This is a genomic window from Kitasatospora sp. NPDC090308 (genome assembly GCF_044769485.1).
In the GTDB taxonomy this organism is placed as follows: domain Bacteria; phylum Actinomycetota; class Actinomycetes; order Streptomycetales; family Streptomycetaceae; genus Kitasatospora; species Kitasatospora fiedleri.
The window spans coordinates 454,861-469,781 of the sequence record NZ_JBIVXY010000001.1 but is presented as its reverse complement, the minus strand read 5'-3'; the positions used below and the strand labels follow the sequence as shown (position 1 = coordinate 469,781).

15 protein-coding genes are annotated in these 14,921 nt (G+C 72.5%); 9 read left to right on the top strand and 6 right to left on the bottom strand.

The window, feature by feature from the left end; genetic code table 11:
- Positions 1 to 42: 42 nt before the first annotated feature.
- The gene (nadA, locus tag ACIQVD_RS02015) at positions 43 to 1,224 is read right to left on the bottom strand and encodes a quinolinate synthase NadA (protein WP_402285322.1); all 1,182 of its coding nucleotides are present in this window, start codon (positions 1,222 to 1,224) and stop codon (positions 43 to 45) included.
- A gap of 181 nt (positions 1,225 to 1,405) precedes the next feature.
- Between nadA and ACIQVD_RS02010 the strand changes: the two genes are divergently transcribed.
- The 3 genes from ACIQVD_RS02010 (at position 1,406) to ACIQVD_RS02000 (ending at position 4,405) form a co-directional block, all read left to right on the top strand.
- Positions 1,406 to 2,332, top strand: a complete 927-nt coding sequence (locus tag ACIQVD_RS02010; RefSeq protein ID WP_400688526.1) for an NADP-dependent oxidoreductase — start codon at positions 1,406 to 1,408, stop codon at positions 2,330 to 2,332.
- A 92-nt stretch (positions 2,333 to 2,424) separates the two neighbouring features.
- Positions 2,425 to 2,901, top strand: coding sequence for an Lrp/AsnC family transcriptional regulator (locus ACIQVD_RS02005; RefSeq protein ID WP_100835865.1), 477 nt, complete (start codon positions 2,425 to 2,427; stop codon positions 2,899 to 2,901).
- Positions 2,902 to 3,037: 136 nt separating this feature from the next.
- Entirely contained in the window at positions 3,038 to 4,405 is a 1,368-nt protein-coding gene (locus ACIQVD_RS02000) for a pyridoxal phosphate-dependent decarboxylase family protein (protein WP_400688524.1), read from the top strand.
- 16 nt (positions 4,406 to 4,421) lie between these two features.
- Here the strand turns inward: ACIQVD_RS02000 and ACIQVD_RS01995 are convergent, their stop codons facing one another.
- A complete protein-coding gene (locus tag ACIQVD_RS01995; RefSeq protein ID WP_402285320.1) occupies positions 4,422 to 5,303 on the bottom strand; it encodes a GNAT family N-acetyltransferase in 882 nt (293 codons plus the stop codon).
- 206 nt (positions 5,304 to 5,509) lie between these two features.
- Between ACIQVD_RS01995 and erpA the strand changes: the two genes are divergently transcribed.
- Entirely contained in the window at positions 5,510 to 5,863 is a 354-nt protein-coding gene (gene erpA, locus ACIQVD_RS01990) for an iron-sulfur cluster insertion protein ErpA (protein ID WP_033219641.1), read from the top strand.
- 113 nt (positions 5,864 to 5,976) lie between these two features.
- Here the strand turns inward: erpA and ACIQVD_RS01985 are convergent, their stop codons facing one another.
- On the bottom strand, positions 5,977 to 6,591 hold the full coding sequence (locus ACIQVD_RS01985) for a hypothetical protein (protein WP_400688519.1): 615 nt from the start codon (positions 6,589 to 6,591) through the stop codon (positions 5,977 to 5,979).
- A gap of 106 nt (positions 6,592 to 6,697) precedes the next feature.
- Positions 6,698 to 6,916: a hypothetical protein gene (locus ACIQVD_RS01980; protein WP_282205497.1), complete on the bottom strand. Its 219-nt coding sequence runs from the start codon at positions 6,914 to 6,916 to the stop codon at positions 6,698 to 6,700.
- Positions 6,917 to 7,119: 203 nt separating this feature from the next.
- On the opposite strand from ACIQVD_RS01980, the gene ACIQVD_RS01975 reads away from it, so the two are divergent.
- A complete protein-coding gene (locus tag ACIQVD_RS01975) occupies positions 7,120 to 8,097 on the top strand; it encodes a carbohydrate kinase family protein (protein WP_400688516.1) in 978 nt (325 codons plus the stop codon).
- Between the two features lie 35 nt (positions 8,098 to 8,132).
- On the opposite strand, the gene ACIQVD_RS01970 is transcribed toward ACIQVD_RS01975, so the two are convergent.
- Positions 8,133 to 9,536, bottom strand: coding sequence for a cysteine desulfurase/sulfurtransferase TusA family protein (locus ACIQVD_RS01970; RefSeq protein ID WP_400688514.1), 1,404 nt, complete (start codon positions 9,534 to 9,536; stop codon positions 8,133 to 8,135).
- A gap of 363 nt (positions 9,537 to 9,899) precedes the next feature.
- On the opposite strand from ACIQVD_RS01970, the gene coxB reads away from it, so the two are divergent.
- The 4 genes from coxB to ACIQVD_RS01950 all read left to right on the top strand — a co-directional run bounded on the left by coxB (position 9,900) and on the right by ACIQVD_RS01950 (position 14,416).
- Complete coding sequence (coxB, locus tag ACIQVD_RS01965) at positions 9,900 to 10,760, top strand: cytochrome c oxidase subunit II (protein WP_402285316.1); 861 nt, start codon at positions 9,900 to 9,902, stop codon at positions 10,758 to 10,760.
- The gene (gene ctaD, locus ACIQVD_RS01960; RefSeq protein ID WP_100835857.1) at positions 10,757 to 12,535 is read left to right on the top strand and encodes a cytochrome c oxidase subunit I; all 1,779 of its coding nucleotides are present in this window, start codon (positions 10,757 to 10,759) and stop codon (positions 12,533 to 12,535) included. Before coxB ends, ctaD begins: the two co-directional genes overlap by 4 nt.
- Positions 12,532 to 12,948, top strand: a complete 417-nt coding sequence (locus ACIQVD_RS01955) for a cytochrome c oxidase subunit 4 (protein ID WP_400688511.1) — start codon at positions 12,532 to 12,534, stop codon at positions 12,946 to 12,948. The genes ctaD and ACIQVD_RS01955 overlap by 4 nt, the downstream gene beginning before the upstream one ends.
- Positions 12,949 to 13,168: 220 nt before the next feature.
- Positions 13,169 to 14,416, top strand: coding sequence for an Ig-like domain-containing protein (locus ACIQVD_RS01950; protein ID WP_402285845.1), 1,248 nt, complete (start codon positions 13,169 to 13,171; stop codon positions 14,414 to 14,416).
- 69 nt (positions 14,417 to 14,485) lie between these two features.
- Here the strand turns inward: ACIQVD_RS01950 and ACIQVD_RS01945 are convergent, their stop codons facing one another.
- A complete protein-coding gene (locus ACIQVD_RS01945) occupies positions 14,486 to 14,851 on the bottom strand; it encodes a GntR family transcriptional regulator (protein ID WP_400688507.1) in 366 nt (121 codons plus the stop codon).
- Positions 14,852 to 14,921: the final 70 nt, after the last annotated feature.

Here is a 14,921-nt window from a genome sequence, read left to right as displayed (position 1 = left end):
CCCGCCCTCTCTCCGTCCGGGCCCGCGGACGGGGGCGAATCGTTACGGCAGGGCCAGCATCCGGTCCAGCGCGGCCTTGGCGTGCTTCTCGGTCTCGGCGTCCACCGTGATCACGTTCGGCACCCGGCCCTCGACCAGCGACTCCAGCGCCCAGACCAGGTGCGGCAGGTCGATCCGGTTCATGGTCGAGCAGAAGCACACGGTGCGGTCGAGGAAGACGACCTCCTTGTCCGGGTGCGCCTTGGCGAGCCGGCGGACCAGGTTCAGCTCGGTGCCGATCGCCCACTTCGAGCCGGGCTCGGCGGCGTCCAGCGCCTTGATGATGTACTCGGTCGAGCCCACCATGTCGGCGGCGGTGACCACCTCGTGCCGGCACTCCGGGTGCACCAGCACGGTCACGCCGGGGATGCGCGCGCGGACCTCGTCCACCGACTCCACGCTGAACCGGCCGTGCACCGAGCAGTGGCCGCGCCACAGGATCATCTTCGCGTCCCGCAGCTGCTCGGCGGTCAGGCCGCCGTCGGGCTTGTGCGGGTTGTAGAGCACGCAGTCGTCCAGCGAGAGGCCCATCTGCAGCACCGCGGTGTTGCGGCCCAGGTGCTGGTCCGGCAGGAACAGCACTTTCTCCCCCTGCTCGAAGGCCCACCCCAGGGCCCGCTCCGCGTTGGAGGAGGTGCAGATGGTGCCGCCGTGCTTGCCGGTGAACGCCTTGATGTCGGCCGAGGAGTTCATGTACGACACCGGCACGGTGACGTCCGCGACGCCCGCCTCGGTCAGCACGTCCCAGCACTCGGCGACCTGCTCGGCGGTGGCCATGTCGGCCATCGAGCAGCCGGCCGCGAGGTCCGGCAGGACGACCCGCTGGCGGTCGGAGGTGAGGATGTCCGCGGACTCGGCCATGAAGTGCACGCCGCAGAACACGATGTACTCGGCCTCCGGGCGGGCCGCCGCGTCCCGGGCCAGCTTGAAGGAGTCGCCGGTGACGTCGGCGAACTCGATGACCTCGTCGCGCTGGTAGTGGTGGCCCAGGATGAAGACCCGGTCGCCGAGCTTCTCCTTCGCGGCGCGGGCGCGCGCCACCAGGTCGGGGTCGGAGGCGGCGGGCAGGTCGCCGGGGCACTCCACGCCGCGCTCGCTGTTCGGGTCGGCCTCCCGGCCGAGCAGCAGCAGGGCGAGCGGCGAAGGGGTGGGGTCCACGCCGTAGGTTTCGGTGGTGGTGGTCACGGGCGGCTGCCCTCCAGGTGCGGCCGGATTGACACCAGCCTTCTCGTCTATCTGACGCTATCTATGATAACCGGTTCTCGTCAGCCTGACGATGGCCGTCCTGTCGATGTGACGAGAACCGCTCACCAGGATGGATGCTTCCGACGCGAGGACCCGCCGTACCCTCCGGTTGGCTGGACCCATGAAGGCAATCGTGATCAACCGCTACGGCGGCCCCGACGTGGTCGAGTACACCGAGCTCCCCGACCCGAAGGTCGGCCCCGACACCGTACTCGTCCGCACCCGAGCGGTCGGCGTCAACCCCGTCGACTGGAAGATCCGCGAAGGACACCTCGACGGCGTCCTCGACTCCCACTTCCCGCTGGTCATGGGCTTCGACCTGGCCGGCACCGTCCAGGCCGTCGGCGGCGCCGTCACCGAGTACGCCCCCGGCGACGAGGTGATCGGCTACGTCCGCAAGGACGTCGTCGAGGGCGGCACCTACGCCGAACTCGTCGCCGCCCCCGTCCGCACCCTGGCCCGCAAACCCGCCGCCCTCGACTGGGCCGAGGCCGGCGGCCTGCCCCTGGCCGGGCTCACCGCCCAGCAGTCCCTGGTCGGGGCGCTCGGACTGCGCCGCGGCGAGACCGTGCTGATCCACGCCGCGGCCGGCGGCGTCGGCTCGATCGCCTGCCAGGTCGCCACCGCCCTCGGCGCCCGGGTCATCGGCACCGCCGGGGAGCACAACCACACCTTCCTGCGCGGCCTGGGCGTCGAACCCGTCGAGTACGGCCCCGGCCTCGCCGACCGGGTCCGCGCGCTGGCCCCCGAGGGCGTCGACGCCGCACTCGACCTGATCGGCGGCGACGCCGTCGAGGTCTCCCTCGGGCTGGTCGAGGACCCCGCCCGGATCGCCTCCACGGTCGACTACACCGTCACCGCCCGCGGCGGACGCTACGTCTTCACCCGCCCCGACCACGACGACCTCACCGCCGTCGCCCGGCTCGCCGAGGAGGGCCTGCTCACCGTCCCGGTCGCCTCCACCTTCCCGCTCGCCCAGGCCGCCTCCGCCCAGGCCCTCAACGCCGAGGGCCGTACCCGCGGCAAGATCGTCCTGCTGGTGGACTGACCCGGTTCCGGCCGTCCGCGACAATGGGCTCCGCAGAGCCGTTCCCCCCCCACGGCTCACCACCCTCACCCGCACCACCGTGGAGCCCCGCCATGAGCACCCACCGGCCGCCCGACCTCGGGCCCGTCCGGCCGGACGGGCCGGCCCTCGACGACACCGACCGCCTGCTGCTCGAACACCTCAGCCGCGACGGCCGCGCCTCCTACGCCGAGATCGGACTGCTCACCAACCTCTCCGCCACCGCCGTCCGCCGCCGGATCGACCGGCTGCGGGCGCGCGGCGCGGTCCGCGGCTTCACCGTCGTCCTCGACCCCGCCCTGCTCGGCTGGCGCACCGAGGCCTTCGTCGAGGTCTACTGCCGCCCCCGCACCTCGCCCGAGGAACTGCTCGCCTCGCTGCGCCAGTTCCCCGAGGTCGCCGCCGCCTGGACGGTCACCGGCGACCCCGACGCCCTGGTCCACCTGCGCGCCGCCGACACCCGCCACCTGGAAGCCGTCATCGAGCGCATCCGCAAGGAACCCGGCGTCCAGCGCAGCCGCTCCTCCGTCGTCCTCTCCCAGCTCATCTGACGCAGCTTTCCTGCGCGCCCCCGCCCGAACACGCAGGAAACCGGCCCCGGACGGCCGCGTTCCGACGCGCGCCCGCCCACCCCCGCTGCCTACGCTGATCACGCCCCCAGCACCGCCCGCAGCGAAGAGGACACCCGTGTACGCAGCCCCCGACCGCATGCACAAGCCGGACAACGAGCTGGTCGACCTCGTCTTCGACTACATGCGCGAACGCCTGCAGTACGACCCCGTCCCGCTCGACCACCCCGGCGACGGCACCCACCTGCGCCGGGCCCTCGCCGGACTGCTGAACGACCACGGCAACGACCCCGCCGACGTGCTCAAGCTCTACGACCACGAGCTCTCCCGCGCCGTCATCTCCGCCGACAGCCCGCGCTACCTCTCCTTCATCCCCTGCGCCCCCACCAAGGCCGCGCTGCTCTTCGACATGGTGGTCTCCTGCGCCTCCCTCCAGGGCATCTCCTGGCTGGAGGCGGCCGGCGCGATCGCCGCCGAGAACCAGGTGCTGCGCCTGATAGCGGACCGGGCCGGCCTCCCCGCGAGCGCCGGCGGCACCTTCGTCTCCGGCGGCTCGGCCGGCAACCTCTCCGCGCTGGTCGTCGCCCGCGACACCGCCCGCCGCCGCCTTGGCGTCGGCCCCGAGGCCCGGCTCCGGATCGCCGTCGCCGACCAGGTGCACTCCTCGGTCAAGAACACCTTCAACATCATCGGCGTCGAAGCCTTCCCCGTCCCCGCCGTCGACCGCCGCCTCACCGGCCCCGCCCTGCGCGCCGCCCTCGCCGCCGACCCGCACCCCGAGACGGTCATCGCCGTGGTCGGCACCGCCGGCACCACCAACGAGGGCATCGTCGACGACCTCGCCGGCATCGCCGAGGTGGCCCGCGAGCACGGCCTCTGGTTCCACGTCGACGGCGCCTACGGCGGCGCCGGCCTCTTCGCCCCCTCCGTCCGCGAGCGCTACAACGGCATCGAGCACGCCGACAGCTTCGTCGTCGACCCGCACAAGTGGCTGTTCGCCCCGTTCGACTGCGCCGCCCTGCTCTACCGCGAACCGCGCCTGGCCCGCGCCGTCCACACCCAGGACGCCTCCTACCTCGACGTCCTGCACACCGAGGGCGACGAGTGGAACCCCACCGACTACGCCTACCACCTCACCCGCCGCGCCCGCGGCCTTCCGCTCTGGTTCTCGCTCGCCGTCCACGGCGTCCAGGCCTACACCGACGCCATCGAGGCCGGCCTGCGCCTCGCCCGCGACACCGCGCGGCTCATCCGCGACAGCGAGCACCTCGAACTGCTCCACGACCCCCAGCTCTCCGCCGTCTGCTTCCGCCGCAAGGGCTGGACCCGCGACGACTACTACCGCTGGTCCCGGCAGCTCCTCGCCGACCAGGTCGGCTTCGTCACCCCCACCGGCTGGGACGGCGAGACGGTCGCCCGCTTCGCCTTCCTGCACCCGGGCACGACGATGGAGATGGTCGAGGAGATCCTCGCCACGATGGAGTGAGCGGGGCCGCGGACGCCTACAGGTAGCCGCCGTTGGGGATGTACGGCGCCGGGGGCCGCATGCCGCGCAGCGCCAGGTAGCCGCGGTTGGTGACGGAGAGGCCCAGGTCGAGGCCGACGTCCAGGGCCCACTCCTGCTCGGCGGTCAGGAAGGAGACCGCGGCCTCCTGCTCCGCCGGGACCCGGGCCAGCGCCTCGCGCAGCAGCCGGACCGCGATCCGCTTCGAGGTCGCGGCCAGCAGCTGCACGGTGCCGCCGTCCCGGTAGCAGTAGCCGGTGCCGGCCAGGGTGTCGGCGATCAGCAGCTCCTCGAAGTGGGCCAGCATGAACGGGTGGTCGGGGCCGTGCGCCGCGCCCCGCAGCCGGCGGTCCACCGAGTCGAGCAGGTGCAGGTGCGCCGCGCCGCCCGGGTGCACCGGGATGTCGCCGGGGTCGAGCAGCCGTCCCCGGTCGACCCGCCCGGCCAGCCGCATCGTGGGGTACAGCGTGAACCCGACCGCCCGGTACCGGCGGGCCGCGGCCGGCGACGGCGAGGCGCACAGCATGCCGCGCAGACAGCCCCGCCCGTACGCGGTGGCCCGCTCCAGCAGCAGCCGCCCCACCCCCCGCCCCTGCGCGGAGGGCAGCACCACGAACAGCGGCAGCACCCACACGCCCTCGCGGCGCAGCGACAGCGCCACCCCGACGGCCTCGCCGTCCTGCTCGGCGATCCAGCACCCGTCCGGGTCCGTCACCGCGAGGTGCCGGGTCCGGGCCAGCGCCCGGACCCGGTGGGCCGCGTCACCGGGCCGGTCGGGATCGTCCTGCGGCCGGCCGTCGAGATCGCGGAACGCGGCGCGGGAGACCCGCTGGACGGCCTCGGCGTCGGCGGCGGTGTTCCTGAGCTGACGAATGATCACCCGTCACATCCTGCTGCGCCCGGTGCGCGGGCGGTAGCGGTTTGCCGAAGTGGGCGGTGACCCGCCGGGCCCGGTGTGCGAGCATGGGGGGCGTGGGGGAGTGGGCGACGAAAAATGTCCCCCGAACGCACCACCTTCCGGAAATGAATCCGGGAGGCCGCTGGTTGGCACTGGCGGATCACAGTCGTCACAGACCGGGAGTAAGCATGACCGTCCAGGACGAGACCACCGTCGAGAGTGGCATTCTCCTCACCGATGCCGCCGCGGCCAAGGTCAAGGGCCTGCTGGAGCAGGAAGGCCGCGACGACCTCTCGCTGCGCGTCGCCGTGCAGCCCGGCGGCTGCTCGGGCCTGCGTTACCAGCTGTTCTTCGACGAGCGTTCGCTGGACGGCGACGTCGTCAAGGACTTCAACGGTGTCAAGGTCGTCACCGACCGGATGAGCGCCCCCTACCTGGGCGGCGCCACCGTCGACTTCGTGGACACCATCGAGAAGCAGGGCTTCACGATCGACAACCCGAACGCCACCGGCTCCTGCGCCTGCGGCGACTCGTTCAGCTAGGCCCCGCGCCGAGGCCCGGCACGCACGCCGAGGCCTGGCACGCACGCCGAGGGCGGCTCCCCCAGCACGGGGGAGCCGCCCTCGCGGCGTTCCGGAAGCGGCCGGGCGGCCTCTCAGCGCGGGTCGCCGCCCGCGACGCCGCTCTGCACGGGCACCTGCTCGCCCGTCGCGGTGTCCACCACGCCGCCGCCGGTCATCGGCCCGGGCAGGGTGACGGTCGCCTGCTGCTCCTTGACCAGCTGCGGGCACGCCTTGCCCGGCTCCGCGGTCTGGGTGATCACCACCCGCAGCTTCACCACCGGCGGGGCGGCCTCCTCGACCCGGACCCCGTACTTGTCGCAGATCCCGGCGGTGAAGAACACCGTCAGCTGGGTCGGCCCGTCCTGCCGGTACCCGGTCGCGGGGATCTTCACGGCGGTCGGCGGGCGCTCGCCGACGGCTATCCCCGGCGTGGTCGGCTGGGCCGCCGAGGGCTGCGGACTGGCGCTCGCCGACGGGCTCGCCGCGGCCGGGGCGGAGGCGGTGGCGCCGGGGTCGCCGCTCGCGGACGGGCTCGCACTCGGCGAGGCGGTGGCGGTGGCGCTGACGGGGGCCGTGGCGGTGGCGGGCGAACCCGCGCCGCCGCACGCGGTCAGCAGGCCGGCCGCGAGGGCCGCGCCGAACAGCGCGGCGGCGGCCCGGCGCGGGTGCGGAGCCTTGGTGGGGGCGGCTGCGGTGCTCTCGTCCATGATCTGCGTTCCTCCCGAGGGTCGTGCGGCGCCGCGGTGAGCGGTACCGCGCCGGTTTGACGTGCCCCGGAGGAAACCGGTTCCGGCAGGATCCGGAGGAGCGGGCCTATCCGCCGTACTCCGGCATGCCCGCCACCACCCGGCGCGCCTCGATCGGCACCCGCACCCGCGTCACGGCCGGGGCCGACACCGTCGGGAGCGGCCCGGCGACCGGCCAGAACCGGCCCAATCGGCGCGAGGAGTCCAGCAGTTCGGCCAGCGACTCGGCGTCGGCGTCGTCGCGGCGGCGGCCCGGCCGCCACCCGGAGGAGTGATCGATCACCATGGCTACCCAGCTCCGATCGCCGTGCCGCGGCCACGCTGCCGCGGACCTGGACGGGGGCCGCGTCCGGCCCCCGTACTGGCGACCCTAGGCCGACCTGCGGCCGGAAGACAGCCCTACCGCTCGGTAGCACCCGGTCGGGCCGGTACCGTAGGCGGGTTGTTGCCCCCAGCTCCGGCCACCGCCGGGCCGCCAGAGGAGACCCCGTGCGCATCGCCGTCGCCGGCTCGATCGCCACCGACCACCTGACGACCTTCCCCGGACGCTTCTCCGACCAGCTGGTGCCCGAGCAGCTGCACACGGTGTCGCTCTCCTTCCTGGTCGACACCCTGGACATCCGCCGCGGCGGGGTGGGCCCCAACATCGCCTTCGGCATGGGCGTCCTCGGCCTGCGCCCCGTCCTGGTCGGCGCGGCCGGCGGCGACTTCGCCGAGTACCGCAGCTGGCTCGACCGGCACGGCGTGGACACCGACTCGGTGCACATCTCGGAGACCCGGCACACCGCCCGGTTCATGTGCACCACCGACCAGGACCACAACCAGATCGCGTCCTTCTACACCGGCGCGATGGTCGAGGCCCGCAACATCGAGCTCAAGCCGATCGCCGACCGGGTCGGCGGCCTCGACCTGGTGCTGATCGGCGCGGACGACCCGGCCGCGATGGTGCGCCACACCCAGGAGTGCCGCACCCGCGGCTACGCCTTCGCCGCCGACCCCTCCCAGCAGCTCGCCCGCCTGGAGGGCGACGACATCCGGGAGATCGTCGACGGCGCGGCCTACCTCTTCACCAACGAGTACGAGGCCGCCCTGATCGAGTCCAAGACCGGCTGGTCCTCGGACGAGATCCTGGAGCGCGTCACCACCCGGGTCACCACCCTCGGCCCCAAGGGCGTCCGCATCCAGCGCCGGGGCGAGCCCGACATCGTGGTCGGCTGCCCCGCCGAGGAGCGCAAGGCCGACCCCACCGGCGTCGGCGACGCCTTCCGGGCCGGCTTCCTGGCCGGGCTCTCCTGGGAGCTGGGCCTGGAGCGCGCCGCCCAGCTCGGCTGCATGCTCGCCACCTTGGTGATCGAGACCGTCGGCACCCAGGAGTACGAGCTGCGCGGCGGGCACTTCCTGGAGCGCTTCGAGACCGCCTACGGCGCCGAGGCGGCGGCCGACATCCGCACCAGGATCGCGCTCTAGGCCGGACAGGGCCCGGCCCACCCGCCGGCCCGCTGCTACGCGCCGGCCGACGGCTCCGGCCGGGCCCGGCGCACCAGGTAGGCGGTGCCGCGGGCGCCCCCGTACTCCGCGGCGGGGGCCTCGCCCTCGTAGGCGTGGCCGCACATCTCGCACCAGGCGGGGATGTCGTGGCGGGCCGCCTCGTCGTCGGACAGGACGGCGACGCGCCCGCCGGGGGCGACCTCGCCGATGTGCTTGGCCAGTTCGATTACCGGGATCGGGCAGCGCTTGCCGAGGGCGTCCAGGACCAGCGCGTCGGCGCTGCCCGCCGGGGGCAGGTCGAGGCCGAGCGGGGCGCGGACCTCGGCGACCACCCGGGGGAGCACGTCGAGGAAGGCGTCGACCTCGGCGGAGGTGGTGCCGGCCGGGAGCGAGACCCGCAGGTTGCCCTCGGTGAGGACGCCCATCGCGGCCAGCACGTGGCTGGGCGTCAGGGTGCTGGAGGTGCAGGAGGAGCCGGAGCTGACCGCGAAGCCGGCCCGGTCGAGCTCGGTGAGCAGCACCTCGCCGTCCACGTACAGGCAGGAGAAGGTGACCAGGTGCGGGAGGCGCAGCTCGGGGTGGCCGACCACCTCGACGGCGGGCACCAGCTCCGGGACCCGGCGGCGGATCACCTCGACCAGCGCCCGCAGCCGGGCGTTCTCCGCCGCCGCCCCGTCCCGGACGGCGCGCAGCGAGGCCGCGGCGGCGACGATCGCCGGGACGTTGGTGAAGCCGGGAACCCGCCCGTTCTCCCGGTCGTCGGCGGGCAGCGGCGAGGAGTAGCGGACGCCCTTGCGGACCGCGAGCACCCCGACGCCGGCCGGCCCGCCCCACTTGTGCGCGCTCGCGGTGAGCACCGACCAGCCCTCCGGCACCGGCAGCCGCCCGGCGCTCTGCGCGGCGTCCACCAGCAGCGGGACGTCGCCGAGCAGCGCGGCGGTCTCGGCCACCGGCTGCAGGGTGCCGACCTCGTGGTTGGCGGACTGCAGGACGGCGAGCGCGGTGTCGGGGCGCAGCGCGGCGGCGAACTCCCCGGCGTCGACCCGGCCGTGGCGGTCGACCGGGACGGCGGTGGCGCTGCCGCCGTCGGCCTCCCAGCGTTCGGCGGTGTGCAGGACGGCGGAGTGCTCGACGGCGGAGTGCACCAGGTGGGCGCCGCGGCGGCGGTGGCCGCGCAGGGTGCCCAGGACGCCCAACTGGAGGGCCTGGGTGCCGGACCCGGTGAAGGCGATCTCGTCGGCCCGGGCGCCGAGCACCTCGGCGACGGTCTCCCGGGCGGCGTCCAGCAGCATCCGGGCCTGCCGGGCGGAGCGGTGCAGCCGGGCCGGGTCGGCCCAGCCCTCGTCGAGGGCGGCGAGCAGGGCCTGCCGGGCGACGGGGTGCAGCGGGGCGGTGGAGGCGGCGTCGAAGTAGGGCACCGGGCCACCGTAGACGACCGCGCGCGGTGCCCCTTACGGGGTGATTCCTCCCGGCCCGTCAGGGAGCCGACGCTCCGTCACCCGCGTGTCGCAGGACGGTCGCCCGTTCGGCCGTGGGAGGCTCGGATGTCCGCCATGACCTGCGACTCCGTCCGCCCCGCGGGGGCGGTTCACCCCACGGGGGCTGATCGGGTAGCCGGGCGGCGCGTTACCGGGGGCTGCCCGTGAGCGCCGCATAAGGATGGAGTAGCGTTTGGCCCGCATAAGCATTCAAACCGTGCCCGTGGCCGGATCACCGAGGAGACCTGACAACGGACTCCGGACGGTGGTGCGTTCCCGGGCGAGACTTCGGGAAGGCGCTACGTGAGTCCCAACGGCTCCGACCGCTCGCCGCGGCGCACGATGCGGCGGAAGCTGCCTCAGGCGCTGGCACTGGGCCTCGTCATCGCGACCGCCACCGGCTGCTCGGCCAACGACCTGCCCAGGCTTGGCCTCCCCAGTCCCGTCACGAAGGAAGGCCCGCTGGTCCTTCACATGTGGCAGGGCTCGTGGATCGCGGCTCTGGTTGTTGGTGCATTGATGTGGGGTCTGATCCTCTGGAGCGTGATCTTCCACCGGCGCAGCCGCACCAAGGTGGAGGTCCCCGCTCAGACCCGGTACAACGTGCCCATCGAGGCGCTGTACACCGCGGTCCCCCTCGTCATCGTCTCGGTGCTGTTCTACTTCGTCGCCCGCGACGAGGCCACCCTGACGAAGGTCGACGCGAAGCCCCAGCACACGATCAACGTGGTGGGCTTCCAGTGGAGTTGGGCGTTCAACTACGAGAACTCCGAGATCCCGGACCCGGCGAGCACCACCGCCGCGTACGAGGTCGGCAGCACCAAGGAGCCTCCGACGCTCTACCTGCCGATCAACGAGACCGTGAAGTTCCGGCTGACCTCCAACGACGTCATCCACGACTTCTGGCCCGTCAACTTCATGATGAAGATGGACGTCGTGCCCGGTGTGGTCAACGAGTTCCAGGTCACCCCGACCGCGCTCGGCACCTACCGCGGCAAGTGCGCCGAACTCTGCGGTGTCGACCACTCGCGGATGCTGTTCAACGTCAAGGTCGTCACGGCCGACGAGTACCAGCAGCACCTCAAGGAACTCCGCGACAAGGGCCAGGCCGGCGCGGTTCCCGCAGGCATCCTCCCCACCACGGGAAGTAGTGAAGAGAAGTGACCATCCTCAACGAGCCCGCCGCGGCCGGTGGGGGAGCCGGGGCCGTCACCTCGGGGACTCCGCGGGTGCGCAAGCCGGGCAACGCGATCATCAAGTGGCTCACCACCACCGACCACAAGACGATCGGCACGATGTACCTGGCGACCTCGTTCGCCTTCTTCCTGATCGGTGGCGTGCTCGCCCTGGTCATGCGTGCCGAGCTGGCCCGCCCGGGCACCCAGATCCTGTCGAACGAGCAGTTCAACCAGGCGTTCACCATGCATGGCACGATCATGCTGCTGATGTTCGCCACCCCGCTGTTCGCGGGCTTCGCCAACTGGATCATGCCGCTCCAGATCGGCGCCCCCGACGTCGCCTTCCCGCGACTGAACATGTTCGCCTACTGGCTGTACCTGTTCGGCTCGATCATCGCGGTGGCGGGCTTCCTGACCCCGCAGGGCGCGGCCGACTTCGGCTGGTTCGCCTACTCGCCGCTGAGCGACGCGGTCCGCTCGCCGGGCGTCGGCGCCGACATGTGGATCATGGGCCTGGCCTTCTCCGGCTTCGGCACCATCCTCGGTGCGGTCAACTTCATCACCACGATCATCTGCATGCGCGCGCCCGGCATGACGATGTTCCGGATGTCGATCTTCGTCTGGAACGTCCTGCTGACCGCCGTGCTGGTCCTGCTGGCCTTCCCGGTCCTCGCCGCCGCGCTGTTCGCGCTGGAGGCGGACCGGAAGTTCGGGGCGCACGTCTTCGACCCGACGAACGGCGGCGCGCTGCTCTGGCAGCACCTGTTCTGGTTCTTCGGCCACCCCGAGGTCTACATCATCGCGCTGCCGTTCTTCGGCATCGTCTCCGAGATCATCCCGGTGTTCAGCCGCAAGCCGATGTTCGGCTACTCCGGCCTGATCGCCGCGACCATCGCCATCGCCGGCCTCTCGGTGACGGTGTGGGCGCACCACATGTACGTGACGGGGCAGGTGCTGCTGCCGTTCTTCTCGTTCATGACCTTCCTGATCGCGGTCCCGACCGGTGTGAAGTTCTTCAACTGGGTCGGCACCATGTGGAAGGGCTCGCTCAGCTTCGAGACCCCGATGCTCTGGACGGTCGGCTTCCTGGTCACCTTCCTGTTCGGCGGCCTGACCGGCGTGCTGCTCGCCTCCCCGCCGATCGACTTCCACGTCTCGGACTCGTACTTCGTCGTCGCGCACTTCCACTACGTGGTGTTCGGCACCGTCGTCTTCGCGATGTTCGCCGGCTTCCACTTCTGGTGGCCGAAGATGACCGGCAAGATGCTGGACGAGCGCCTGGGCAAGATCACCTTCTGGACGCTGTTCATCGGCTTCCACACCACCTTCCTGGTCCAGCACTGGCTGGGCGCCGAGGGCATGCCCCGCCGCTACGCGGACTACCTGGCCTCGGACGGCTTCACCACGCTGAACACCGTCTCGACCATCGGCTCGTTCCTGCTCGGCCTGTCGATCCTGCCGTTCCTCTACAACGTCTGGAAGACCGCCAAGTACGGCGAGAAGGTCAACGTCGACGACCCGTGGGGCTACGGCCGCTCGCTGGAGTGGGCGACCTCCTGCCCGCCGCCGCGGCACAACTTCACCACCCTGCCGCGGATCCGCTCCGAGTCCCCGGCGTTCGACCTGCACCACCCGGAGATCGCCGCGCTGGACTACCTGGAGAACCACGGTGAGCCGGCCAAGCACTTCGAGGGTGTGACCCCCGCGCAGTACGACCGTCCGTCGCTGGGCAAGGGCAAGAATGAGGGTGACGCCCGATGAAGGAACAGGGAAAGATCTTCGCCGGTCTGGCCGTGTTCATCCTGGCCATCGCCATCACCTACATGGTCTGGACCGGTAAGTCGGACCACGGCCTGGAGGCCGCCGGCACCACCGCGCTCTTCCTGGCCTTCGGCCTGGCCGCCTTCATCGGCTTCTACCTGGCGTTCACCGCCAAGCGGGTGGACACCGGCGCGGGCGACAACCCCGAGGCCGAGGTCGCGGACGACGCCGGCGAGCTGGGCTTCTTCGCCCCGCACAGCTGGCAGCCGCTCTCGCTGGCGATCGGCGGCGCGCTGGCCTTCCTCGGCGTGGTCTTCGGCTGGTGGCTGCTGTTCTGGTCGGTCCCGATCATCCTGATCGGCCTGTTCGGCTGGGTCTTCGAGTTCTACCGCGGCGAGAACCAGAACCAGTAGGTTCCGGATCGCGCAGCCGCACGGCGGGCCGGGCACCCCCCTCGGGGGGTGCCCGGCCCCCGTCGTTCCCGGGGCGGGCCGCGCCTCCGTCCTCCGACCGGGTTACCCGGAGTGCCGACCGGGTGACGCCTTCCTACGCTCTGAGGCAGGTTCACACCCCTGGGAGGTTCCGTTGAAGGGCTCTCGGATAGCCGGCAGTACCCGGACCGCGCTGGCCGCCATGTTGGTGCTGGCCCCCGCCGCGGCCTGTTCCTCCGACAACGACTCGGCGGAGAAGGACTCGTCGCCCCGTCAGATCGACGTGACCCCACTGGTCCACACCTCGGCCGCCGAGGAGCAGGCCGACCCGGCACAGGCGTTCAGCGTCACCACGGACGGCACCGCGAAACTCGACGCCGTCACCGTCACCGACCCCGACGGGAAGCCGGTGGCCGGCGAACTCGCCGCCGACCAGCAGCACTGGCGGACCACCGACCCGCTCCGGGCCGGCGCCGCGTACACCGTCAAGGTCGCGGCCGAGGACGGCAAGGGCGGCCACGGCGAGACCGGCTCCACCTTCACCACCGCCGAGGCGCAGCACGTCGTCACCGCCGAACTCGGCCCCGACAGCTCCGGCAGCGGCGTCTACGGCGTCGGCCAGCCGCTCACCGTCAAGCTCTCCGAGCCGGTCACCGACCCGGTGGCCCGCCAGCAGATCGAACGCGGGCTGACCGTCACCTCGCAGCCCGCCGTGACCGGCGCCTGGTACTGGGTCGACGACGAGAACCTGCACTTCCGGCCGCAGGACTACTGGCCCGCCAACACCACCGTCAAGCTCTCCTACGACCTGCCGGGCGTCCCGCTCTCCGACGGCGTCTACGGCGGCGAGGAGCAGACCCTCGACCTCCGGACCGGCGACCGGATCGAGGCGCTGGTCGACGCGGCCACCGACCAGCTGACGTACAAGCGCAACGGCGAGGTGGTGAAGACCATCCCGGTCACCACCGGCAAGCCCGGCTTCGACACCCGCAACGGCGTCAAGGTGGTGCTCGGGCAGGAGTCCGACGTCCGGATGAGCAGCGAGACCATCGGCATCGCGGCCGGCAGCAGCGAGGCCTACGACCTGGACGTGAAGTGGGCGACCCGGGTCACCTGGAGCGGCGAGTACGTCCACGCCGCACCGTGGTCCGTGTCGTCGCAGGGCAAGGAGAACGTCAGCCACGGCTGCACCGGGATGAGCACCGACGAGGCCAAGTGGTTCTTCGACAACACCCGGGTCGGTGACGTCGTGCAGGTGGTCAACAGCAAGGGCCACGACATGGAGCCGTTCGGCAACGGGTTCGGCGACTGGAACATCGGCTTCGACGAGTACGTGAAGCACAGCGCGCTGGGCAAGCCGGTCAGCACGGCGGCGTCCGGGGACGCGGCGAACGCGATGCCCGCCCCCAGCGTCAACCCGGGTCCGAGCGCGAGCCCGACGGGCCGGTGAGGCGCGGCGAGGTCCGCCCGGGGAGCGAGGCTCCCGCCGGGCGGACCTCGCCGCTGTCCGCCCGGCGGGTCAGCGGTAGGCCGCGTCCAGGGCGGTGGCGACCGCGGCCAGCGCCTCGTCGCGGGTGAGGCCGAGGCGGGCGGCGCGGGCCGCGTACTCGGCGGCGGCGGTGGCGGCCAGGCGGTGCGAGGTGTCCCCGGTGGGGGCGACGGTGGTGCCGGCCCGGCCGCGGGTCTCGACCACCCCGTCGGCCTCCAGCTCGCGGTAGGCGCGGGCCACGGTGTTCGCGGCCAGGCCGAGCTGTTCGGCCAGCGCGCGGACGGTGGGGAGCTTCAGGCCGACCGGGAGCTCGCCGGTACGGGCCCGGGCCGCGATCTGCGAGCGGACCTGCTCGTAGGGCGGGGTGGGGGACTGGTGATCGATCGCCACGTGCACCCGGTCAACATAACAGGGCGTCAGGGCGGGTTCCGGCCCGAGATGCCAGAACCCCCCTCCGGCCGGAGCC